19 protein-coding genes are annotated in these 22,680 nt (G+C 56.6%); 13 read left to right on the forward strand and 6 right to left on the reverse strand.

Annotated features, from left to right (window positions below):
- Positions 1 to 6: 6 nt before the first annotated feature.
- Both EJD88_RS09930 and EJD88_RS09935 read left to right on the forward strand, forming a co-directional pair.
- The gene (locus tag EJD88_RS09930; RefSeq protein ID WP_099584758.1) at positions 7 to 2,448 is read left to right on the forward strand and encodes a Lon protease family protein; all 2,442 of its coding nucleotides are present in this window, start codon (positions 7 to 9) and stop codon (positions 2,446 to 2,448) included.
- Between the two features lie 505 nt (positions 2,449 to 2,953).
- A complete protein-coding gene (locus EJD88_RS09935; protein WP_099584759.1) occupies positions 2,954 to 3,271 on the forward strand; it encodes a hypothetical protein in 318 nt (105 codons plus the stop codon).
- A 6-nt stretch (positions 3,272 to 3,277) separates the two neighbouring features.
- On the opposite strand, the gene EJD88_RS09940 is transcribed toward EJD88_RS09935, so the two are convergent.
- Complete coding sequence (locus EJD88_RS09940) at positions 3,278 to 5,101, reverse strand: hypothetical protein (RefSeq protein WP_158877865.1); 1,824 nt, start codon at positions 5,099 to 5,101, stop codon at positions 3,278 to 3,280.
- A gap of 164 nt (positions 5,102 to 5,265) precedes the next feature.
- Between EJD88_RS09940 and EJD88_RS09945 the strand changes: the two genes are divergently transcribed.
- Positions 5,266 to 5,754: a TIGR00645 family protein gene (locus EJD88_RS09945; protein ID WP_099584761.1), complete on the forward strand. Its 489-nt coding sequence runs from the start codon at positions 5,266 to 5,268 to the stop codon at positions 5,752 to 5,754.
- Positions 5,755 to 5,772: 18 nt separating this feature from the next.
- Here the strand turns inward: EJD88_RS09945 and EJD88_RS09950 are convergent, their stop codons facing one another.
- The 5 genes from EJD88_RS09950 to EJD88_RS09970 form a co-directional block, all read right to left on the reverse strand.
- On the reverse strand, positions 5,773 to 7,206 hold the full coding sequence (locus tag EJD88_RS09950) for a glycosyltransferase family 39 protein (protein WP_158877866.1): 1,434 nt from the start codon (positions 7,204 to 7,206) through the stop codon (positions 5,773 to 5,775).
- 116 nt (positions 7,207 to 7,322) lie between these two features.
- Complete coding sequence (locus tag EJD88_RS09955) at positions 7,323 to 8,348, reverse strand: hypothetical protein (RefSeq protein WP_158877867.1); 1,026 nt, start codon at positions 8,346 to 8,348, stop codon at positions 7,323 to 7,325.
- Between the two features lie 106 nt (positions 8,349 to 8,454).
- A complete protein-coding gene (locus tag EJD88_RS09960; protein ID WP_158877868.1) occupies positions 8,455 to 8,709 on the reverse strand; it encodes a DUF6124 family protein in 255 nt (84 codons plus the stop codon).
- A gap of 348 nt (positions 8,710 to 9,057) precedes the next feature.
- Positions 9,058 to 9,576, reverse strand: a complete 519-nt coding sequence (locus tag EJD88_RS09965; RefSeq protein ID WP_099584765.1) for a cysteine hydrolase family protein — start codon at positions 9,574 to 9,576, stop codon at positions 9,058 to 9,060.
- Positions 9,577 to 10,026: 450 nt separating this feature from the next.
- Positions 10,027 to 10,947, reverse strand: a complete 921-nt coding sequence (locus EJD88_RS09970) for a LysR substrate-binding domain-containing protein (protein WP_158877869.1) — start codon at positions 10,945 to 10,947, stop codon at positions 10,027 to 10,029.
- 135 nt (positions 10,948 to 11,082) lie between these two features.
- Between EJD88_RS09970 and EJD88_RS09975 the strand changes: the two genes are divergently transcribed.
- The 10 genes from EJD88_RS09975 (at position 11,083) to EJD88_RS27195 (ending at position 22,547) form a co-directional block, all read left to right on the forward strand.
- Positions 11,083 to 11,841, forward strand: a complete 759-nt coding sequence (locus EJD88_RS09975) for a YqcI/YcgG family protein (RefSeq protein WP_158877870.1) — start codon at positions 11,083 to 11,085, stop codon at positions 11,839 to 11,841.
- Between the two features lie 23 nt (positions 11,842 to 11,864).
- Entirely contained in the window at positions 11,865 to 12,500 is a 636-nt protein-coding gene (locus EJD88_RS09980) for a LysE family translocator (RefSeq protein ID WP_160385063.1), read from the forward strand.
- A 52-nt stretch (positions 12,501 to 12,552) separates the two neighbouring features.
- On the forward strand, positions 12,553 to 14,745 hold the full coding sequence (locus tag EJD88_RS09985; protein WP_158877871.1) for an iron-containing redox enzyme family protein: 2,193 nt from the start codon (positions 12,553 to 12,555) through the stop codon (positions 14,743 to 14,745).
- Positions 14,742 to 15,359, forward strand: coding sequence for a LysE family translocator (locus EJD88_RS09990; protein WP_158877872.1), 618 nt, complete (start codon positions 14,742 to 14,744; stop codon positions 15,357 to 15,359). The genes EJD88_RS09985 and EJD88_RS09990 overlap by 4 nt, the downstream gene beginning before the upstream one ends.
- The gene (locus EJD88_RS09995; RefSeq protein WP_158877873.1) at positions 15,356 to 17,188 is read left to right on the forward strand and encodes a carbamoyltransferase; all 1,833 of its coding nucleotides are present in this window, start codon (positions 15,356 to 15,358) and stop codon (positions 17,186 to 17,188) included. The genes EJD88_RS09990 and EJD88_RS09995 overlap by 4 nt, the downstream gene beginning before the upstream one ends.
- Entirely contained in the window at positions 17,175 to 18,314 is a 1,140-nt protein-coding gene (locus tag EJD88_RS10000) for an SGNH/GDSL hydrolase family protein (protein WP_158877874.1), read from the forward strand. The genes EJD88_RS09995 and EJD88_RS10000 overlap by 14 nt, the downstream gene beginning before the upstream one ends.
- Before the next feature lie 1,256 nt (positions 18,315 to 19,570).
- Positions 19,571 to 20,971, forward strand: coding sequence for a YfjI family protein (locus EJD88_RS10005; RefSeq protein ID WP_158877875.1), 1,401 nt, complete (start codon positions 19,571 to 19,573; stop codon positions 20,969 to 20,971).
- The gene (locus EJD88_RS10010; RefSeq protein WP_158877876.1) at positions 20,964 to 21,317 is read left to right on the forward strand and encodes a hypothetical protein; all 354 of its coding nucleotides are present in this window, start codon (positions 20,964 to 20,966) and stop codon (positions 21,315 to 21,317) included. The genes EJD88_RS10005 and EJD88_RS10010 overlap by 8 nt, the downstream gene beginning before the upstream one ends.
- Positions 21,301 to 22,281 (forward strand): integrase domain-containing protein, encoded by a 981-nt coding sequence (locus tag EJD88_RS10015; RefSeq protein WP_158877877.1) that lies wholly within the window; start codon positions 21,301 to 21,303, stop codon positions 22,279 to 22,281. The genes EJD88_RS10010 and EJD88_RS10015 overlap by 17 nt, the downstream gene beginning before the upstream one ends.
- A complete protein-coding gene (locus EJD88_RS27195; RefSeq protein WP_256673705.1) occupies positions 22,278 to 22,547 on the forward strand; it encodes a hypothetical protein in 270 nt (89 codons plus the stop codon). Before EJD88_RS10015 ends, EJD88_RS27195 begins: the two co-directional genes overlap by 4 nt.
- Positions 22,548 to 22,680: the final 133 nt, after the last annotated feature.

Genomic DNA, 22,680 nt, shown 5'->3' on the forward strand with positions numbered 1-22,680 from the left:
AGCCCGATGCCTGATCCTGTTGCTGCCAGCCTGCGTCTAGCGCCCGAAGCGCTGACTCGCCCTTTCTCCGCTGAACAGTTCAGCTTCTCGACCACCAATGATTTGGAGCCCTTTCGCGGTGTGCTTGGCCAGGAACGCGCAGTTGAAGCGTTGCAGTTCGGTGTGGCCATGCCACGCCCCGGTTACAACGTATTTGTCATGGGCGAGCCGGGTACCGGCCGTTTTTCGTTCGTCAAACGCTACCTGAAAGCTGAAGGCAAACGCCTGCAGACCCCGTCGGACTGGGTCTATGTGAATAATTTCGACGAGCCGCGCGAACCCCGTGCCCTGGAATTGCCAGGCGGTGCGGCGGCAGCATTCATTGCCGATATCAATGGCTTGGTCGATAACCTGGTGGCCACCTTTCCGGCGGTCTTCGAGCATCCGACTTATCAACAGCGCAAAAGCGCCATCGACCGCGCCTTCAACCAGCGTTACGACAAGGCCCTGGACGTGATCGAGCGTCTGGCCCTGGAAAAGGACGTGGCGCTGTACCGCGACAGCACCAACATTGCATTCACGCCGATGCTCGACGGCAAGGCGCTGGATGAGGCCGAGTTTTCGCAGCTGCCGGAAGTGGATCGCGAGCGTTTCCACACGGATATTTCCGAGCTGGAAGAGCGCCTCAACGAAGAGTTGGCCAGCCTGCCGCAGTGGAAGCGTGAGTCCAACAACCAACTGCGTCAGTTCAACGAAGAAACCATCACCCTGGCCCTGCAACCTTTGCTGGCGCCACTGTCGGAAAAATACGCCGAGAACGCAGCCGTCTGCGGTTACCTGCAGGCCATGCAGGTGTACTTGCTCAAAACCGTGGTCGAGCAATTGGTCGACGACGCCAAGACCGACGCCCAGGCCCGCAAGCTGCTCGAAGAGCAATATTGCCCGAGCCTGGTGGTGGGTCACCCCGTCAACGGTGGCGCACCGGTGGTATTTGAGCCGCACCCGACTTACGACAACCTGTTCGGCCGTATCGAGTACAGCACCGACCAGGGCGCGCTCTACACCACGTATCGCCAACTGCGGCCGGGCGCCTTGCACCGTGCCAATGGCGGGTTCCTGATCCTTGAAGCCGAGAAAATGCTCAGCGAGCCGTTCGTGTGGGACGCCCTCAAGCGTTCCCTGCAATCGCGCAAGCTGAAGATGGAATCGCCCCTGGGCGAGCTGGGCCGCCTGGCGACGGTGACCCTGAACCCGCAGATGATCCCGTTGCAGGTCAAGGTGATCATCATCGGCTCGCGCCAGTTGTATTACGCGTTGCAGGACGCTGATCCGGACTTCCAGGAGATGTTCCGGGTGCTGGTGGATTTCGACGAAGACATTCCAATGGTCGATGAGAGCCTGGAGCAGTTCGCCCAGTTGCTCAAAACCCGCACATCGGAAGAAGGCATGGCGCCGCTGACCTCGGACGCGGTGGCGCGGCTGGCGACGTACAGCGCACGGCTGGCGGAGCATCAGGGCCGTTTGTCGGCGCGTATTGGTGACTTGTTCCAGCTGGTCAGCGAGGCGGACTTTATCCGTCACCTGGCGGGCGATGAGATGACCGACGCTGGCCATATCGAGCGCGCGCTCAAGGCCAAGGCCACCCGCACCGGCCGCGTGTCGGCACGGATTCTCGACGACATGCTCGCCGGGGTGATCCTGATCGACACCGCGGGTGCGGCCGTGGGCAAGTGCAACGGGCTGACGGTGCTGGAAGTCGGTGACTCGGCGTTCGGCGTGCCGGCGCGGATTTCCGCCACGGTGTACCCGGGCGGCAGCGGCATTGTCGACATTGAGCGTGAGGTCAACCTTGGCCAGCCGATTCACTCCAAAGGCGTAATGATCCTGACCGGTTACCTGGGCAGCCGTTATGCCCAGGAATTCCCGCTGGCGATTTCGGCGAGCATCGCGCTGGAGCAGTCCTACGGTTATGTAGACGGCGATAGTGCGTCCCTCGGCGAGGCGTGCACCTTGATCTCGGCGCTGTCGAAAACCCCGCTCAAGCAATGCTTTGCCATCACCGGCTCGATCAACCAGTTTGGTGAAGTGCAGGCGGTGGGCGGGGTCAACGAGAAGATCGAAGGCTTCTTCCGCCTCTGCGAAGCGCGCGGTTTGACCGGTGAGCAAGGGGCGATCATTCCCCAGGCCAACGTCGCCACGTTGATGCTTGATGAGAAGGTGCTGCAGGCCGTACGCGCCGGGCAGTTCCATATATACGCGGTGCGCCAGGCCGATGAGGCGTTGAGCCTGTTGGTGGGCGAGGACGCGGGTGAGCCGGACGCCGAAGGGCAATTCCCGGAAGGCACGGTGAATGCGCGGGTGGTCGAGCGTTTGCGGGCGATTGCCGAGATGATCAGCGAGGAAGACTTGAAGGAGGCGGAAAAGGAATTGGCGCAGCAGGCGTTGGCGGAAGCGAAACCTGTGAGCTGACGGGTCTCTGTGATGGGCCAGCGTTCTGATGAGCGAACTCTTGTGGTGAACGGACTCTCGCGGTGAGCAGGCTCTTGTGGTGAGCAGGCTCTTGTGGTGAGCGGGCTTGCCCCGCGCTGGGCTGCGCAGCAGCCCCAATAAGGTCACCGCAGAGTGCCAGAATCAATCGCGGTGAAGGTTTTGGGGCCGCTTCGCGGCCCAGCGCGGGCAAGCCCGCTCACCACAGGGCTGCTCACCACAGGGACTGCTCACCACAGGGACTGTTCACCACAGGGATTGCTTATCACAGGGGGATCACCTACCACACGGATTTGCTCGCCACAGATTTGGTGAGGTTGCCAATAAACTGACTCAACCATAAGCGCCCACCACCGTTGGTCTCTACAACCTTGGTTTGTAGCGGTTTTCTTCTATTCTCTGCTTTAGGGATATCCACAGGAGTCGCTGGATAGAAACAGTCTCGCCCCAGGCCGGGCTGAACACCGATCTACCGAGGGTCGCCGCCATGCCGCGCAACCTTTGCCTTACCCGCCAGTGCTTCGGCCTGGTCACCCGTATCGAATGCTCCATTCGCCCTCTCGCGGGGGATAACGGAATGTGGACCGTATTGTTTGCCGCCGGAATGTCCGGTGAACAGCCGTCCACCATCAAGTCCCAAGGCCCGTTTCCTGGGTCTTCTGCGGCGCAAACCATTCTGGAGTCCATCGTGGACAGCCTGACCCAGCACGGCTATGAGGTGGCGGGCGACCCGCAGATCTGGTGCCTGCACATGCAGGCCCACCTGCGACAGCTCAATGGCAACCGTGAACCGCTTGCGCTGTAGCGGTGGTCATTTGCTGTCAGGTTTGTCCAGCTTGACCTCAAAGCCGTATTGCACGGTGTTCAGGTCGGTGCGCTGGTAGCTTTCCAGTGCGGTCGGTCGGCCGTAGAAATAATGCACGTCAAACATCGCCGTGCCGTACTCCTCGGCGCGGTGGCTGACCCCCAGAATTTCCTTGAGGTACTGGCCACTGGCGTCCTTGGCGTAGAAGCGCCAGCTGTCGGCGGGGAAGTCTTTCTGATCGACGACCAGCGCGTTGTCCTTGAGCGACAAGCCCTTGGGCAGCTTGGTCACGTCCAACTCGCCTTTCTCGATAGTCGCCAAAAACAGCGGGATCGAGCCCACCACGAACGCCGGGTTTTCCGGGAACAGGTTGAGGTCGTAGGTGAGGGTGCCACGGGTCGGGTTCAGCTCGAACGCTTCGGTCGGCAGCTCGATGGGGTCACCGCGCTCGCCTTTTTCGTCCGCCGTAAAAAAGGTAATCGGCGATACGCTGCTGTTGCGCTCGGCACCCACCAGGTCGTCGTTGAAGGTGAATGGGTGGTCGAACACCACATGCGCGGCACTGGCGTCCTCAACGGACTGGCTGATGCTGACGCTGTTTTTCAGCTGATCTTCGGTCATGGCTGCGTCTTTGAGCCAGCTGGCAGCGCTGTCGTCGTACACGGTGACCGGCATCGGCAAGGCTTGTACGGTCTTTTCCAGGCTGTTCTTGTCGAAGCGCAGCACTGGCAGTTCAAGGTCCTTGCGGGTGACGGATGCCGTAGAGAAGTCCATCACGTTGACCTGCAGGTTATCGATCAGGCCGTTGAAGTACACCTTGGCGTAATGATTGCCCTGTTTGAGTTCGAAGGCTTTCTGTTCATCCGTGAGCTGTTTTTCGAACCCTTGCGACCAGGCCTTCTGCTTTTGCATCTCAGCCAGTTGTTTCTCGTAGAACGCCACTTGCGCAGCGCTCTCGTTGATCGAGCCTGCGCGCGTGAGGAATTGGCCTGTACTGTCCCGCGCTTGCACCAGCAGAGGGTTCGGCGATTCGTCGCCGACTTGCGGTGCCAGCGGCGCGCTGTTGGTCAGCTCGATTTCCGCGTAGTTCTTCTCCAGCAGCAGCAAGTTGAGCGTGATAGTGCCTTCGGTGTGCTTGTGGCCCACGTCCTTTTTCGACAGATCGAACGTCAGCACCTTGCCCGGCGCGATGACTTCGACCGCGCCTTTGAGCGTGACGGGCTGCGGTTGGCTCTTGTTTTCCGTCTCGATACCGTCGATGAAGGGGTAGGTCACCGTCAGGTCATCGGGGTTGGTCAGGTTGGAGCTGCTGGGGCTTAACTGAATGCCGGGGTCGGTTTCCGACCATTCTGGCTGGAAGGGCACAACTTTGTTGTTGCTCAAGGTGACCGACTGCCATTCCAGACCATGGGGGAAGGGGAATTGGTCGGGCATGTTGAAACTGAACGGGAAGACCGGTTGCAGATCCGTCAGGTAATCGGAATGGGAGGTCTTGCGCAGCACGAACAGGCCGTTGATGTAGGTGTCCACCAGCGCCTGGGGCGTTGGGTAGTGCTTGAGCAAGGCGAGGGTGTCTTCGCCGTACTCGGCTTCGATGGGCTTGGTGGCCAGCTTGACTCGCGCCCGTTCCAGCAATAACAGCGAACCGCCGAGGTCGGCGATGGCGTCGCGCAGTTTGGGGTCTTGGATGCTGTCGAGGGACTGCTCGAACGTGGCGGTTTTCTCTTCAAGCGTCGTCTGTTTCTGCTCGTCGCTGGGAGAGCAGCCGCTGGCCAGCAGCAATGCCGTGCACAGGCCGATGCTGGCCAAAGGGGATCGCACATCCATCATCTGAGTTTCTTCCTGTCCGACGTCATCGAGCCGAGTTTAGGGGCTCGACACTAGCAGAAAAATTCTCTTACAGATGCCGCCTGGGTCAGTTTTCTCGTGCTTACAGGTGTCTTGTAGCGGCTGGTATACTCGCCGCCATTTTTAGCCAAGCTGTGTGAGATCCCATGGAACGCTTTATCGAAAACACTATGTACGCTTCACGCTGGCTGCTGGCGCCGATCTACCTGGGGCTGTCCCTGGGTTTATTGATCCTGGCGCTGAAATTCTTCCAGGAAATCATTCACGTGATTCCCAACATTTTTTCCATGCTGGAAGCGGAAGTGATCCTGCTGCTGCTGTCTTTGATCGACATGGCGCTGGTGGGGGGCTTGCTGGTGATGGTGATGATTTCCGGCTACGAGAACTTCGTGTCGCAGCTGGATATCGATGAAAACAAGGAAAAGCTCAACTGGCTGGGCACCATGGACTCTTCCTCGCTGAAGATGAAAGTGGCGGCGTCCATCGTGGCGATTTCCTCGATCCACCTGCTGCGCATCTTCATGGACGCCAAGAACGTCGATCCCGATCACCTGATGTGGTACGTGATCATCCATATGACCTTCGTGGTCTCGGCCTTTGCCATGGGCTATCTGGATAAGCTCACCAAGCACTGATCCCGCCGTGCGCTGGCCTTACTGCTCGATGAAGTAGTAAGGCTGGCGACCGATCTTCATCTCTTTGATCACCGTGACCTTCCCGCTCAGTTGGCGGGTGTTGTCCAGCAATGCAATGTTGCCGGGCTTGGCCGTGAGAAAGCTGTGTAACTGCGCTTCGGTTTGCAGGATCGGCAAGTAGGCCTGTAGATAGAACACGCTCGCCCCGGCAATGCGTTCATTGGGCTGGAACATCACCACATCCCTACCTTCGGTTTGAAACGCCCTGGCCTGACTGATCACCGGCACGAAAGACTCACGCTTGTCTGCTTTGGGGGCGAACCAGAACGCAGCCATCAGGTAGCTGGCAATTGCCAAGCTGAATGCACTGATGATCACGCCCCGGTGGTAGCGGTACAGCGCTGGCTTGTGTGCCTTGAGCCACTCCAACAGCACTCCTGCATATTCTGCGGCGAGCACCGCAGCGGCCGGGGTCAGTGCCATCAGGTAAACGGTGCGCTTGCTGGAAGCCAGGGTCAGCAGGGTGAACTGCGCCACCAGCCACACGCTGAAAAACAGGCGGTAGCGGTTGTGTACCAGGCTTTTTCGAAAGTGCCACAGGCCCAGGTACACGAGGATATTCCAGGGTAGAAAAGCCTCTGGCAGCTTCGCGATGTAGTAGTAGAACGGCTCGTAATGCCCGGCCTCGACAAACGAACCGCTGAAGCGCCCAACGCTGTTGGTCCACAACACTTCGCCGACCGCCTGCATCCCGCCACGTTGAAACAGAAACCCCAGCCAGATCAGCAGCGGCACCAAAGCCAGTAGCGTGAACAACGCCGGCTTGAGCCAGTCGCCGATGCGCAGGCGTTTATCCATCAGGCTGGTGCTGGCCAAGTACACAAAGATCACGATGCCCGGCAACGCCAGCCCCAACACGCCTTTGCTCAGGGTGGCGATCACCATGCCGGCGGTAAACAACGCCCAGGCCCACACACTGGAACCTTCGCGCTCGGGCCGCAGAGCCTGGTAAAACCCCAGCAATGCCATGGTCACGCCGAGGCTGAGCAGTGAATCCTCACCCACACCGCGCACATTGCCCCAATAACTGGCCATGGTCGCCAGGATCAGCGCGGCGCTGAACGCCAGCGTCTGCGGCCGCCCGAAGCGACGCAGCATCCCGTACAGCAGCATCACGCTGAACAACCCGGCAAACGCCGAAGCCAGGCGCACCGCCCCGGTGCTGGCGCCGAACAAACGAATCGCGCCGGCGTCCAGCCACAGGCTCAGGGGAGGTTTTTCCAGGAAAGGCTCTTGAAACAGGCGCGGCACCACCCAGTCATTGTCCAGGTGCATCGCCATGGCAATCCCGGACACCCTTGCCTCGGTGGAGCCCTGCAGCTCGTGGTTGCCAAGGGCGAAAAAGAACAACAGACCAGCAAGCAAGAGCAGCAGGGGGGCGGGACGCGTCATGGAATCTGGCTACCGGGGCATGAGACCGATCGGGCGACCGGTCATGGGTAGTCAAGGAGTATACGAGCGCGATTCTTAACCTTTGGTGAATGGCTGTGGGGTTTTTCTCGGGCGCATCAGGGCAGTTTCAACCTGGGCACTGCCGCTTTGCCTTGTTCGGTCAGCACCGGTTCCAACTGCTCCCAGGTGAAGGTCAGGTCGTTGTCGCAACCGTCACCATTGGCCGGCGTGGCGAGCCGCAGGCCCTGGGTGTTGAAGCTCAGGTCAAAGCTGGAGTAATCGGTAATCGCGGGGCAGCCCTCGTCGGTGCTGGTTTGCTTGGCCAGCCAGGTGCTGAAGGCGGCCGGCAGCTTCAAGTGCCCGGAATAGGCGTCGTACCACTGCTGATGGCCGCCGAACCAAGTCCATGGGTCCACACTCTCGCCGGTTTGCAGATTCCAGGAGTGCAGCCCCCAACTGATGCCCCTGGCGCCTGTGCCCGCGGCCCAGCGGTAGAACCGCACGGTAATGAATTGCGACGACCAATAGCTAGGCTCAACCTCGATTTCACTGGTATAGGCCGAGCCGTTTCGACCCAGGTATTCACGTCGTTCATGAAAGTAGTCGGTTAGATCATCGTCATTGACGGCCAGAGCGGCGAGTTGCTGATTGATCTTCTGCACCGCCGGGCCGCCGCCCTCCAGCTTGAGCGTGACGCGGGGGCCCTGAGTCTTGAGTTGGTAGGCATGGTTTTCGAAAGTCTTCTTCTCGGTCTTGATCGGCAGCGGCGCGGCTTCCAGGGGCGCGTTATAGGCATCGCTGCCGCAGCCGTCCGTGGCAATGCGGCGTAAAGCCAGTGGCAGCGGCGTGCCGCCGGTGGTTTTACTCCAGGCACCAGAAAGGGCATCGCCCTGAGGTTTTTGCAGGGCCCAGAAACCGGTGTTGCCTTCCTCCACCCAGGGAGCGTTGCCCTTGGCCTGAGTCAATTGGATAGGGGTACGAATGCGCTGGTAGTAATAACTGCCATGCTCCCCGTCGGCACCGTTGAAACAGACGGTGATCGCGGACTTGCCCAAAGTACCTTGCCAAACCCCGGCCAGCTCAGCAGCGGTGGCGAGTAAGGGCATGACAGAGAGGGCGATGACGGCTAAGGGCTTGAGCACGGGTATCTGACTTCCGATTGTCTGATAAAGGCCGTCAGGGTAATGGGAAGTGTGAGGGGATGCCAGCGGGCGAGAAACGCTGAGGCGCCTCGCCCGGTTTCGTGTTTTAGGGTTGTGGCGGATGGGTAGTGAATGGCTGGGTGTTCAAGACTCGTTCGACCAGTAGCTCACCCAGAACGATCAATTGCTGAGCGGCGAGCAACTTGTGGCGGTGCGCGCCTTCAAGCTCGAAAGCCAGGTCGGTGGTCATCGCGTTGAGACAGGCGAGGGTTTCGCTGGCTTGGATTAGCAGGGTTTCGGGGTGGATATTTTCGGCGAGGGTGAAGAGGGTGGTTGGGGGATTGGGGGTGATTTTTTTCATGGCTGAAACTCCTTGATTGATGGAGTCGCCAGACATCGCTGCTAAACGAAAAGGGTGGCGACCATACGCGGGTTAGCAGACCAGGAATCAAGGAACCCGGCGCACCCGAAAGTGCCCCACGCACAGCCGCCATGATACGAACCAGCGGATGCTGAAAGCATCGCTCGAACGGATGGTGGCTTTGCAGGCCTTGATATTAACCGAGCTGCTAAACCCGGTCGCTGATTTTGCAGCGACCGGGGGAGGCTAGGCTTGTTGGTTGGAGTGCGCTAGTTCATCAACAGCGCGGCATCTTGCGGGAAAATTCCGAAGCCCGGCCCTGTTGACCTCTCCCGTCGTCAGGTTCTGCTAAAAGCTCCAGTCCTCAGCCCGAACCAACTGGCAGAACGGCCCATTGAGCGTGGCGTTGTGATGAGCCACGATGGCCTCGGCTTTCATCAAGGGCGTATCAGAACAGGTATGACCGTCGGCGATAAGTACCGCATCGAAGCCAAGATCACGCGCGGCACGGCAGGTGCTGTCGACGCAGTATTGCGTTTTCATCCCCGTGACCACCACGCCGGTCGCGCCGCTGGAGCGCAGATTGTCAGCCAGGTCAGTCATCGAAAAAGCGTTAGGCCGACGCTTTTCGAACACCACTTCCCCACCCAGCAACTTCAGTTCCTGTGCAACCTGCGTAAGCGCGCTGCCCGGCTCGATTGGCGAGCCAGCGGGGCCGATATGACGCGCAAGAAAAATCGGCGCCCCTGCGCTGCGGGCCTTGTCCATCAGGGTGTTGAGCGTTTCCAACAGCTCGGCGCAGCGCCAGGGCTTTTCCGGGCCGTGGATGAGTCCGACTTGGATATCGAGTATCAACAGGGCGTACATAGGTGCATCTCCTTGCGTGTGAACCAGCGACACAAGGGCACAAAAAAGGCCCTGTCCATCGCTGGCGGGCCTTTGAAGTGTTCGTTTGTTATTGGCTCACGACACCTCGCACGCTCCGCTTGAAGCGGTCGTGGTGGTGGTTGTTGTGGTGAGGCAATGGGTAGTCATGGGGTGACGCTAGCATTGTGGGTGGTGGAATGCTAGGCACAAAAAAAGACGTCCGTGGACGTCTTTAGAGCCGGGGTAATCTGAACACGGCTCTTATCATATTGATTTTTATGATTAATATCTGTTTTGGTTTTTGGCTGGCATACCAATTGGAATACCTTGCTACGGCACGCCCACAAATTTTTGGTGAAGCAAGCAATCGCCCTAGCGGCATTTCAAAGTACCCACAAAGTTCGGGCTGATCCCAATCATCGCCGAAAGCGATTGAAGCGTGGCCTATCATTAGCGTAGATAATCGATATCTGTGGCCGGTAGGGAGGGTACCTGAGTTGAAAGGTATTCTCGTAATTGAGTCATCTGTTTTGCCTTAGGGCAGGCTTTAAGCCAAGTCATGTAATAGCCATCGCCCGTTGCCACCGCGCTGTTGAAGGGGAGCCGCAGTTGGCCGAGCTCTACTTCTTGGACAACAAGCACGAGATCGGCTACAGATATTCCCATTCCCTGCAAGGCAGCCGCAATCCCCTGATCCAAGGTATCGAACAGCTGGCCTCGCTCAAGATTGATGGTGTCAAGGCAACCCATTTTTTTCAGCCATCGCCGCCAGTCTCGCCGGTCAGTGGACGGGTGCAGCAATTCATATTTATTGAGTGACGACAACTTAAAGTCACCGACTCCCTTGTACCCAGGACTACAAATGGGAATCAACCACTCATCAAATAATTTGAAACTCTCCACATCCGCACCAAAATTGCCGTCTCCTAGGAGGATTGCACAGTCGTATGGCTCTGAGTAGAAGTCCACTTCATCAACGTCCATCCAGACGCTTGACAGTTGGACAGAACAATTGCCCTCGACTCTGTTGAATTTATCAAGCGCCCGGAGTAGCCAGCGAATCGTTAACGTCGAGGGCGCCTTGAGGCGAAGACGATGGCGGTCTACTTTTAAAAGCTCACAAGCACTTTCAATGATTTTGAAACCTACTTTAAGCTCTTCTGCCAACAGACGTCCTCGGTCGGTGAGGCTGATTTTCGGTCCGTGACGTTCAAAGAGACTGCACCCGAAGAGCTCTTCGAGGGCTTTGACGTGATGACTGACGGCGCTTTGAGTAACCGATAGCTCGCTGGCAGCCTTACTGAAGGAGCAAAAACGTGCTGCAACTTCGAATGCACGTAGCGAATACAGTGCTGGAATCCTTTCGGTCATGACAATTTCTACCATGAGTAAAGGTAATACTAGATCATAATCTAACTCGTTTTACAACGGTCGACTCCTCTCTCAAAATGCGCCTCTAAAAAAGCTATATGCATATAACTTTTAGAGGTTCCTCTTGGAGATGTAATGTTAGCTATACATGGACGATGCTTTAACAAGCTGGATTTGCTTGAATATGTAGAGGCATGTGAGTCTTTAAAGATGGCATGGATGATGATGGCCTTAAACGCATTTGAGTCCATCGTCAGCCAAGACGACTTCCCCTGCTTGTTCGGAAAAAAAGCGGTGAATTCTTCGAGCGCTGAACTGCTTTTTGTAAGTAAAGAAAGCGAGGCTGCGGATTTTATTGCCGGTCTAACTTCATATGTAAAAAAAGCAGAGTCTTGGTCTTTAAAATATAGGACAGGTAAGCCCCTAATTGTGCTGTTTGAGAGAAATGATTTTGGCTCGCTTGAGCTTGAGCAACTCTATGCCTGGAGTCTTTTACAGCAACTGCATGACCACGATCCCGGGCCTTGGCCAGAAGCGATTCCAGCCGACCTTCATAGCGAACATTGGTCGTTTTCCTTCCTGGGTATGCCCCTGTTTATAAATATGAGTTTCCCTAAACATAGGTTGATGAAAAGCAGGAACTTAGGTTCGCATATTGTTTTCGTGATCAACCCTCGGGAAAATTTTGACCACGTAGCTGCCGGAAACTCGGTGAGTGGTCAACGTATTCGCGCTCGTATTCGCTCAAGATCCGAAGCTTACAACGAAGGCATCAAGTCTCAGACACTTGGCGTTTTTGGTGAGCGTGGCAGTCTTGAAATAAAACAGTATCAACTCGAAGAACCAGGGTCGCTGAGTCATGAGCGGTGTCCTTTTCGGATGAGTCTAAAGTAACCAACCAAAGGGGCGAAAAAGCTTTGAATACTGCATTAACTGCAACTTATATTTTGACCGTTATGCTACTGATAGCGACGCCGGGCCCCGTCGTCGCCTTAGTAGTCGCTACAGCCAGCGTCGCTGGGCCGAGGAAGGCGCTCTCGACGGCAATTGGGACGAACTGGGCTTCCCTGGTGCTGATTGCATTGGCGTCATACATTATTCTTACCAGCGCCGCAATTAACATCATATTGTTGAACATTCTCAGTCTGATGGGCTGCCTGTTTATTGGTTATTTAGCACTCGATACGCTCAAGAGCTTGCCCGCATCTGCTGGTACAGAAACGCCTGTGGAAAATGCAGCTCACGGCGGACTATGGCGCGGTTTCATCGTGGGTATTTCAAATCCGAAGGACATTATCTTCTTCATATCCTTCTTTCCCCAATTCATTCAGGTCACCTCATCATCGAGGCACAGCCTGCTGCTGCTGTCGTTGCTGTGGGTTGTGATCGACCTGCTCATTCTGGGGACCTACATTTTCATTACCAGAAAGCTGCTCAACGACACCAACAAACAGCTAATTTCCAAGTGTTCGGGAGTCGCCTTGTTGCTGGTGGCGCTGTTGGGACTGATCTACAACGTCCGCGAGTTACTGCTTCAGCCTGCTGTGGGCTAGCACGTGACTAATTCCGCGAGCAGGTAAAGCCTTACCAGACAAGGATCGAGTGATGGTTGGTATTTCCCCCCTTTTGCCTGATGACGACGCACCGAGCTTTCTCGGAGTCCCTCCGATAGAACTCGCAAAGTTTCAGCAGGGCTCTCGCCAGTGGTTTTTCAGGCTGATCAATCAGGAGGAATGTCATGGGCTGGTCGAGTTGGTCTGGAACAACGTTAATCATTGTTTGGACAGTTACCGTGGTACTGCCGATGTCTCAAATTTCGCCGAACTTATTCTCGTGGGAGAGAGTGAGGCCGAAACAATTGGCGAGAGAATTCGGCAAGACGTTCTTAATCGACTGAGAAGTGCGCAACAGCGGCAGCATTTTTATTATCAGCATGCGCCACTGTTTAAAACTCTTGGCGGCTGGCTCTCCGGAGTAACTTCTATCCCGTACGCGTGGCGTAAGGACGCTGGGTTATTGCTTCAGACCCACGCAAAAATCGTGGGGGGCGGGCACCCTACACTTAGCCAGAGCTATCAATTCGACCAAATTGCACGGCAGGCTGGGGTGAATTTGGGTGAAGTGTTCGCAAACAGCTTCAGCCAACACCCGAGCATTCAGGACGCTGCTTTCGAGCTCCCGGTTTTTTTGCTTGGCTTGGCATTGTTTCCAGCAACACGATTCCCAGAAACCTTGGGCGTCAACCTTGCGTTATGTAGCTATCTCGATCAACTCAATGCCCTTTATGAGGAGGCCGGAAATCCACTCTTCGGACAAGCCTCAGGTGGTAGCTATCGTCCGCTGGCTCTGGCGGCCATTGACCATTACTTGGCTGAGGTCGACCCGAAATCTCATGCGCAAATAGCCACAGGTCATGCTTGCGCAATGGGTTTTATTCACAAAAATGAAAGCCGTCTGTCCCGCGAACTAATGGATGATGTGCGTTTCAGCAATGCGCAAGACATGGTCGCCTTGGTTGAGAAACTAGGCCCTCATGGCTGCGGTTATCACAAGCGTGGGACGCTGGCGGATCAACCCATTGACCATTGGCTGAATCCGCAAACGTTCAATGCACATGCAACGATTCAGGCGCTAGCGAACTCTCGCTACGTCAAGGCTGGCCAGCCAGGAAAAAGCGCTTTGATGAATCTCATCAGCAATCCGAAAGGCAGAATGTTCGGTGTCTTTTCCACGAGGGACATCCACGTCGTTGATACTTGGATTGCAACGCTTAATACCGAAAAAAAGGGGCCTGATGCCGCTCTGCCGCCTACCACTTCACATATTGAATACCCTGCTGTGCCATGTGATACAGCGTTCGCAGAGGCCAGGCAGAAAGCGCTGGCGAAATACTCTAGATACCCTCTACAAAAGCTTTATCCCCTGTTCCTTCATATTGATAAAGCACCGGATGCACTGCCGATGGCCAGGCACTTTGCAGAGCGCTGGCTGGCCCGGCATCGCCAGACAGTGCAGAAAGAAGGACTGCCGTTCAGCCCATACAGTCATCATCAATTAGGTCTGTGGCTGGCTGCACAGCATAAACGGCAAGTTGAAAGCTATCGGCCGTTGACGGACGCTCCGGAAGAAACACGTAAGGAGATCATTGCCGACGCAATCAAACTTGCGCCACTGACCTTAATCGACGGGGCTTGGCTGCGAAATATCGTCACCAGCGCCACTAGTCCCATCGGTGCGCTGCTGTATCGGACCCTGCTTGATGAGCTCGGGCAAGGCGACACCACAATCCATCACGGCAATATTTATCAAGATTTGCTGGCCAGCATGGGCGTTGAGTTGGGGGACTTCACCGCGCAGTCTTTTGCTTCATCCCCACATTTCGACAGTGAGTGCTTACAGGTTCCCGTTTTCTGGATGGCCATCTCACTGTTTCCGAAAAGTTTCCAACCGGAAACACTGGGACTGAATCTCGCAATGGAGCTGTCGGGCGTGGGGGGCGAGTATCGCCGCTCAGCCGATGTGTTGCGGCACTACGGTTTTAGCTCAATGTTTACCGACCTGCACAACACCATCGACAACGTGGTCAGCGGTCATACGGCTTGGGCGATAGAGGCCATCAAACAGCACCTGGATGATGTGGCGCAGAGCGGCGGGCACAAAGAACTCTCCCACCATTGGCAGCGCGTCTGGGTCGGATATCGAGCGTTAAGCCCTCCCGCTGAGTCATTGCTATCCACTCTGCGAGCCTTTGCACAACGCAGTTTCAACAAAATCACTCAACGGCAGGATGCATTATGAACTACGGATTTTTATCTTTCATATTGGCAGTACTGGTCATCAACCTCTCCCCTGGACCGGCAATGCTTTATGTGATGAACCAGTCTTTGAAGCACGGTGTGCGAACTGGCCTGCGGGCTGCGGCGGGCGTTGAGTTCGGGGTGTTTTTCTACGTATTGCTGGCAGCGTTCGGCCTGGTGCTGATCTTCAAGGAAGTGCCGCTGCTGTATCGCGCCGTGCAGATCGCGGGGGCTATTTATTTATTGTATCTGGCTTATATTTCCTGGCCTCGTCGAGCTGCTGCCGATGCCGCTGTGGTTAGCGAAAATCCGCCTGCCCCTGCCAACTACGCCTTCAGCAAAGGCATGCTTATCAACTTGTCGAATCCCAAGATCGGCCTGTTTTTTATTAGCCTGCTGCCGCAATTCGTGCCTTCCGACGCAAGTCCCGCCTGGCTGCATTTTTTGCTCTACGGACTCATTTTCAATATTGGTGGGATCCTTGTGAACATGACAGTCGGGCTCACCGCTCACTCTTTGAGGGCCACCATCCAGCGCGCTACCTGGTTTGACTATCTGCCTCCTGTGCTGTTTTTCGCCATTGCGCTATTCGCCTTCGTACAGGGGATAGCATGACCTACATCATTGGAATTTCAGCCTTCTACCATGACAGCGCGGTGACCCTGCTCAAGGATGGACAAATCGTCTGTGCTTTGCAGGAGGAACGTTTCTCGAGGATCAAACAGGACAAGCGCTTTCCGGCCAAAGCCTTGCTCGCTTGCCTTGATCAGGCGGGTATCAGCCTGACTGATGTCAGTTGGCTAGCCTATTACGAAGACCCGGCCATCAAGTTTGAGCGGATCTGCCAAACCTATAAAAATAATTTTCCACGAGGTGCGCTGGCGTTCGCTAAAAACTACACCAAGTTTCTCGCGCGAAAGAATGTCAGCGGCATTCTCGCCAGCGAGCTGGAGGCACTTTTCCCCGGCGTTGTGATGCCGCCGTTATACCTGTGCCAACATCATTTGAGTCATGCAGCTTCGGCGTTCTACCCGTCACCGTTCCAAGACGCCGCCGTGTTGTGCGTCGACGGTGTAGGGGAGTGGTCGACCACTACGGCTTGGCATGGCACTGGTAACCAGCTTAAACCGGTGTTCGAGATTCGCTTTCCCCATTCCCTTGGCCTGTTGTATTCGGCGTTTACGTATTACTGCGGATTCAAAGTCGACTCCGGTGAATACAAACTCATGGGATTAGCGCCTTACGGCGAACCGAAGTACGTCGATACCATCCTTGAGCACCTTATCCAGATTGAAGACGACGGCAGTTTTACCCTGAACCGTCAGTACTTCGATTACGAGATCGGCGAGCGGATGATCAGCGACGCCTTTGAGGCCTTGTTCGCCGGCCCGCCTCGCGAACCTGAGGCCCGCATCACTCAGCGGGAAATGGACTTGGCCGCCTCAATTCAGGTGGTCACCGAGCAGGTCATGCTGGGTCTGGCCCGCAAGGTCAAGGCAATGACTCAAGCAGAGCACCTATGCCTCTCAGGCGGTGTAGCTCTGAACTGTGTGGCCAATGGCAAACTGGCGCGCTCCGGACTATTCAAAAGCCTTTTCATCCAGCCAGCCTCAGGGGATTCCGGTGGTTCATTGGGCGCCGCCTTGCAATGCCATTACGAAAATTCTGGCCTGCATCGCGAAGCAGATGGTGTCGAAGACAGCATGCAAGGCGCTTACCTAGGCAATGACTACAGCAATGCCCACATCGAACAGAATCTGCGTCAGCTGAAAGCCAACTATCAAAAGCTCGACCCTTCGGCATTGATTGAGGCGACAGCGTCCCAGCTTGCCGATGACAAAGTGATCGGATGGTTTCAGGGGCGCATGGAGTTTGGCCCTCGGTCTCTCGGCGCGCGGTCGATCCTGGGTAACCCCCGCTCCGAACACATGCAAAGCGTGATGAACCTCAAGATAAAGAACCGCGAGTCGTTTCGCCCCTTCGCACCGGTGGTGTTAGCTGAGGAGGCACATCATTGGTTCGATCTGGATCAGCCGTCGCCTTACATGTTGATCGTCGCCCCGGTACAGCCCGACAAGCGTGAGCCGACCGTTGACGAAGTGGGTTACGTGGGTATCGAGAAGCTCAAACTCAAGCGCTCGCAGATACCGGCGGTCACTCATGTGGATTTCTCCGCCAGGGTGCAGACGGTTGATGGGAAGCACAATCCTTTGTTTCGTCAGCTGCTCACCTCATTTGCCAGGCGGACGGGTTGCCCGGTACTCATCAACACCTCGTTCAACGTCCGAGGCGAGCCCATCGTTGAGAGTCCGGAAGACGCCTACCGCTGTTTTATGCGCACGGAAATGGACTGCCTCGTGATCGGCCAGTTTCTGCTGACCAAGCCCGAACAGCCTCAATGGAATGAAGATACCGACTGGAGAACGCACTATGCCCTCGACTGAGAAACCCGTACTGGATCACCACCAGGCCGTGCAGGAGGTCTATAAGTGGACCCCGCAAATCCGCGACTACGACAGTTTCATGCACATTGGGGCGCGCTGGGTGCCCTACACCATGTACTTCCATGAGAAGAACTTTCGATCGCCGACGATCAATACTGACGCGTTCGGATTTCGCTACAGCGAGTTCGAAGGCCAGCGTTTCTCAGTCACAGAGCTTCCAGCGAATGGCAAGGTCAACTTGCTGGTAGGCGGCTCGACTGCTTTGGGTGTTGGCGCCACACGCGATGCATCCACCGTGGCCTCCAGGCTCAGCGAATTGACCGGCGAGTTGTGGCTGAATTTTGCCGGGCGCGGCTACAACTCTACCCAGGAATTATTGATGTTCCTGATGCATCAAAAACGCTTGGGGGAAATCGGCCATGTAGTGGTGTTCAGTGGTATCAACACCTTAGCACTGGAAGGTATCCCGGACGAATTCGCTAGTGAGCATGGGCGTTACTACTATTCCTTCGAATTCCAGCATTACATGAATAAGTTCAACGAGGACATGCAACGCAAGAAGAATTCGTTCGGGTCCAAGGGTGGTGAATCCTGGCTACAGCGCTGCAAGAGGGCATTGTTCTACCAGAATCCGGCAGATGAAGTAATCACCGACGACGGAATCTCACTGGATGCCCGCCTTGAGCGCGCTGCCGAATCCATCACGGGGGCGTTGAAGCAGTGGAAGCTGCTGCTGTCCGGCAGTAATGCCACCCTGAGCTTTGTCCTTCAGCCTTTGTCCCATTGGTGCCGGGACCAGCTAACGCCTGCTGAAGAGGCAGTCTTCCATGCCATCGACAGTTGCCCGAACAACTTCTACCGGCTGTTCAGCGGTGTATTGGGCAAGGAAGTGCACGCGCCGTTTTTCAGGCATATCCAAGCGAAAGCCGGCGACATCCGTTGCCTGGACATGAATGCCATGCTCAAACGATCACCTGTATTCAATGAAACCCTGTTTGTAGACCGTGTCCATTTCAATGATCTGGGCAACGAACAACTTGCGAAACTTATCAGCGCCGAACTCGGCCTCTATCGAGAGCAAAAGCATGAGCATCATTCGAAAAATCTTGAACCTGTTCAAGCGTAAGAAAAAGAAAAGGGGTGGGTCTATCTATCCGCTGCGCTAAGCCTATGACTGGCGCATAAGTCAGCGAAAATGGGGGGTGAAATACTGAGCATGGGCTACCGGCGGTATTAATATTCATTGCCACCGCCCGCAGGATATACGGCCAAGACGAATGCCAGCCGAATACAGCAGACGCTGACCATGTTACCTGAGGCTGCCTTTGACACTTGAGGCTTTGCTTTTCCGCCAAACCCTCCGATCAAGCGATCTTTGATCGTGCCGATCGGAGGGTTCACTCGCTTGCCTCGAGTCCACGACGTTCCACCCTCTAATTTCATATCTGATTATCGCTACGCTTCCTTTGCCCGTCAGTAATTGCACTTGATGTCTATCGAGCGTGTGCTGTTCCAGCGTCAGATCGGATCTTGTTATGGGGCCATGGCCAGAGAAGTGGCGACACTGGCGACAGCGGCGACAACCTATGCAGAGCGGGGCCTGGAGCATGGCGACAAAGGTGGCGACAGTCGCCACTTCTTGCCCATTTTCCCCGGAGTGCTTGACCGCCTTTTCGAGTGGGTATAAAAATTGGCGCACGGATCGCTGTCGTTGACAGCACCTGCCCAGGTAGCCAGAACCTTCAAGGCTACGCCACTTCGTGGTGGTTCTCCCGAAGTGCGATTAGCATCCGGCGGCTCGCACGGTCACTCCCCGAGAGTGATGGATGCCTACTCGACTTATCTGCCCAATGCGGCAGACGATGGACCTACCTCGCTGCGCTGCAGCAACCTCACCTTTCGGCACACTTCGCTGCGCCAGACCGCGCCCGTCTCTTTCTCCTGGAAAGAGACGGGCGCTCGTACCACTGCTGCAAGCCACGTCGTACAAGGCATTGCCGCGACTCTCCTCGTGACAATCGGCCTGACAAAGCCGATTCGTCGCCATCCGCAACGACACAGGCGCCGGTGCCGCAACCTATGGAAAGGCTGCACCTGACTGACAGTCAGGCATGCCTCAGGTGTCGATGTTGTTGCCTTCTCCCGCTCAGGATCTCTAGGTGCCGAACTCGTCAGTCGGCACAGCCTCCACCCGCCCGCATCTTCGGATGCGTCTAAGGAGGCCAGATTCATGGGTTCATGCCCTCGCTCCCGGTCGTAAGGAGCCGTGCGTTCCGCGTTAGTGAACACCTCACAGGCCGCAGGGGCCTTGATCCCTGATAACACTCAACAGCCGTGGCGGGACTACGTGAGGACAACCAGCAATTACCGAGGAGAGGGCCCATGCAGCAGTTAGATCCGAAGCTTGAAATACCACGACCGCCTCGACCGCTGATTGAGTCGAGCCCCGTGGCCGAGCCTTATCCGGTCCAGGCACTGGGTGGGATTCTTGGGCCTGCGGTTGAGCGCATGGCCGAGGTCATCGGTGTGCCCCAGGCACTGGCTGCGCAATCAGCGCTGGCTGCCTCGGCGCTGGCCACTCAAGGTCATGCGGGCTTACAGCTCGACGGGAGAAATTATCCCCTGTCGCTGTACCTGATCACGGTGGCCGCATCCGGTGATCGCAAGACCGCGGCAGACCGATGTGCCTTGCTGCCTGCACGACAATGGGAGCGTGAGCAGTGGCAGCGCTACCGCGAACAGCTTGCCCGGTACCGCGCCGCACAGCGCCAGGTGCAGCGTATCAACCCTGCCGATCCCGACTCCGCGAACGGTGTACCGCTCGAAGCGGAGCCCTCTGCACCCAGGCTGATTACCACGGACCCAACTATTGAAGCGCTGATCAAAGGGCTCTGCCATGACCTGCCGAGCATGGGGTTGTTCTGCGATGAAGGGGGACAATTCCTCGGCAGCAGCACCATGAGTCGGGATAACCGTTTGAAAGCGGTCACGACCTTGTCGTTACTCTGGGACGGGAGCCCGATTGATCGTGCTCGCTCCATGGCCGGCGAAAGCCTGCGAGCCTACGACCGACGCCTGAGCCTGCACTTGATGCTGCAACCGTATTTGGCCATGCAGTTACTCAGTGACCCGTTACTGCAAGGGCAAGGCATCCTCGGCCGCTGCCTGATGACCTGGCCCACCAGCCTGGCTGGACAACGTAGTTATCAGGCTGTCGACTTGTCCAAAGATGCCGCCCTAAAGCGCTATCACCACCGCCTTTCGGCGCTGTTTCATCAGCCCTGGTCACTTACCTCTGACGGTGCCTTGCGGCTGTCACCGCTGAGCCTCAGTCCACTGGCTCGTCGTTGGTGGATTGATTTGCATGATGCCATCGAAGCTCAGCTGGGTGAGTTTGGCGAGCTGGCCAGCGTGCGGCCCAGCGGATCGAAGGCCGCCGACAACCTGCTGCGCGTCGCCGGCATCCTGGCAGTGGTGGAGGAGAGCAGTGTCGTGGACGTCGACCATATCCAACGGGCCTCCACCTTGGTGGGCTACTACCTCACCGAGATCCAGCGCCTGACCGAACAGGAACCGGTGTGCCGGGTAAAAGAAGAGGCGGACCGGCTGCTGCGCTGGCTGCAGGTCAAGAATTGGAAACGCTTCAGTATTCGAGAGCTGAATCGCAACGGTCCCCGCTTTGCCCGTAAGAGCAGTCGCTATGCCGCCAAGCTGCTGGTCGAGTTAATTGATCATCAGTGGCTGATCACCGACGGGCATACCTTCGAGGTGCGCCATGTTTAATCTTGATGAAGCGCTGCGCAACCATCTGGCTCAGCGCCAAAAGGAGCCGAAAGCGCGGTTTGTCGCCGCGACTGTCGCCACTTTGTCGCCACGCTCAAAGCCAAGCAGGACAAGGGTTGTCGCCGCTGTCGCCGATGTCGCCACCACCCGTAAAGCTATCACCTCGACGACAGCCATCATCCAATGCTTGAAAGAGGAGGGCGCACATCTCTACGTCACCGACAACACGCTGTGTTTTCGCCCGACTGATTGGGCCCAGCTCGCCATCGTGAGTGCGCACTGGCAAGCCCTCTTGCATGATCTCGCGGCAGTCGATCAGGAGCAGAAAAATGGCTCGGGTCGGTAGGCGAGCTGGGCGTAATTTCGGCTTCGGTCGCCAGCTCCGCTATGCCGGACCGCAAGCACTAAAGGATCTGTTTGGCGACGGCCATTTCGCTACCGTCAAAGCCCATAGCGATCGCTGGCAGGCCTTCGTGAATTGGTGTCGATCCGAGGAAGGTCCGAGGCTCAATGACGCGCGGCAGATCGACCGTGACATCCTCATGCGGTACGCCACTTATGTGAGGGAGCAGGTTGATCAGGGCAACGTCGGCATTGCCACCGCGCAGAACCGCCTGTCCAGTGTGAACCGAACCATGGCCGCGCTGCGCGGTGATCAGTACGTCAAAATCCCCAGTCCGAGCAAGGCGCTTGGCGTGCAGCGCTCAAGCGTGCGTAGTGGTGCCCCGCAAGGCCAAGACCGTGTGCAGGTCAGGCTGATTGCGCAAACGCTGTCAGAGCGACAGCAATCGAGGGTGAGTGCCATTGTGCTTCTCGCCCGGGAAACCGGCATGCGCCTGCGTGAAGCGATTTTGGCGGACCTGCCACGGCTGCAGCGAGAGGCTCAACGACTGGGCAAGATCAACATCCAGGATGGCACCAAAGGCGGTCGATCAGGCGCATCTGCACCGCGTTGGATTACGGTCACGGATCAAGTCCGAGAGGCGCTGGACAGAGCCAGTGAGGTCTCACCCAGTGGCAGTCGGAATTTGTTGGCGCCCGACGAAAGCTACAAAGACTTCATTCAGACAGTCGTGCGACCGGCGCGGGACCTTCTGCATCAGCATGGATTAAAAGGCTTTCATGAGCTGCGGGCGGCTTACGCTTGTGAGCGCTATGAGCAACTGACTGACTTCCCTGCACCCATCAATGGCGGTGGTAGGCATCGAGAAGATCGCCAGCTCGATCAGCGTGCGCGACAGCAAATCAGCCACGAGTTGGGACATAACCGCATCGATGTGGTGAGTGCCTACATCGGAGGCCTTCGATGACGTCCGAGTTTGATATGACGTTGTTTCTGAGTCCGGTGCTCAAAGGTGCGCATGTCACGCGGCAGCGACACATCAGGCAAGCAGAAAGGATGCACGAGGTGATTCGTGAGCACTGGGGGTGTGCCACTCCATGGGGCTGGCGGGAAAAGCATGTGAGATGGTTTTTGGGTCACTATCTGCGTTGTTCAGCACCAGCGACCGTCTACTACTACGAATTAACAGCAGGGCTGATCCGCCGCAGAAAGGCGCAAGTCGTAGTTATTTGATAGACCTTTAAGCGTGAGCCCCTGAGTATGGGAATGCGGAGCCTTCCCATACTCAGGGGCTTGGCCGAAGAAGCGCAGGCATGCGAGAGACTTAGCGACGGTCGACATTTTGTCGCCATGATGCACGACACGG

This window comes from Pseudomonas sp. PB105 (assembly GCF_009764655.1).
Lineage (GTDB): Bacteria > Pseudomonadota > Gammaproteobacteria > Pseudomonadales > Pseudomonadaceae > Aquipseudomonas > Aquipseudomonas cyclaminis.

Excerpts from the sequence above, each read along its gene's own strand:
- EJD88_RS09930 (WP_099584758.1), top strand. The coding sequence starts at position 7 with ATGCCTGATCCTGTTGCTGCCAGCCTGCGTCTAGCGCCCGAAGCGCTG.
- EJD88_RS09935 (WP_099584759.1), top strand. The coding sequence starts at position 2,954 with ATGCCGCGCAACCTTTGCCTTACCCGCCAGTGCTTCGGCCTGGTCACC.
- EJD88_RS09940 (WP_158877865.1), bottom strand. The coding sequence starts at position 5,101 with ATGATGGATGTGCGATCCCCTTTGGCCAGCATCGGCCTGTGCACGGCA.
- EJD88_RS09945 (WP_099584761.1), top strand. The coding sequence starts at position 5,266 with ATGGAACGCTTTATCGAAAACACTATGTACGCTTCACGCTGGCTGCTG.
- EJD88_RS09950 (WP_158877866.1), bottom strand. The coding sequence starts at position 7,206 with ATGACGCGTCCCGCCCCCCTGCTGCTCTTGCTTGCTGGTCTGTTGTTC.
- EJD88_RS09960 (WP_158877868.1), bottom strand. The coding sequence starts at position 8,709 with ATGAAAAAAATCACCCCCAATCCCCCAACCACCCTCTTCACCCTCGCC.
- EJD88_RS09965 (WP_099584765.1), bottom strand. The coding sequence starts at position 9,576 with ATGTACGCCCTGTTGATACTCGATATCCAAGTCGGACTCATCCACGGC.
- EJD88_RS09970 (WP_158877869.1), bottom strand. The coding sequence starts at position 10,947 with ATGACCGAAAGGATTCCAGCACTGTATTCGCTACGTGCATTCGAAGTT.
- EJD88_RS09975 (WP_158877870.1), top strand. The coding sequence starts at position 11,083 with ATGTTAGCTATACATGGACGATGCTTTAACAAGCTGGATTTGCTTGAA.
- EJD88_RS09985 (WP_158877871.1), top strand. The coding sequence starts at position 12,553 with ATGGTTGGTATTTCCCCCCTTTTGCCTGATGACGACGCACCGAGCTTT.
- EJD88_RS09990 (WP_158877872.1), top strand. The coding sequence starts at position 14,742 with ATGAACTACGGATTTTTATCTTTCATATTGGCAGTACTGGTCATCAAC.
- EJD88_RS09995 (WP_158877873.1), top strand. The coding sequence starts at position 15,356 with ATGACCTACATCATTGGAATTTCAGCCTTCTACCATGACAGCGCGGTG.
- EJD88_RS10000 (WP_158877874.1), top strand. The coding sequence starts at position 17,175 with ATGCCCTCGACTGAGAAACCCGTACTGGATCACCACCAGGCCGTGCAG.
- EJD88_RS10005 (WP_158877875.1), top strand. The coding sequence starts at position 19,571 with ATGCAGCAGTTAGATCCGAAGCTTGAAATACCACGACCGCCTCGACCG.
- EJD88_RS10010 (WP_158877876.1), top strand. The coding sequence starts at position 20,964 with ATGTTTAATCTTGATGAAGCGCTGCGCAACCATCTGGCTCAGCGCCAA.
- EJD88_RS10015 (WP_158877877.1), top strand. The coding sequence starts at position 21,301 with ATGGCTCGGGTCGGTAGGCGAGCTGGGCGTAATTTCGGCTTCGGTCGC.
- EJD88_RS27195 (WP_256673705.1), top strand. The coding sequence starts at position 22,278 with ATGACGTCCGAGTTTGATATGACGTTGTTTCTGAGTCCGGTGCTCAAA.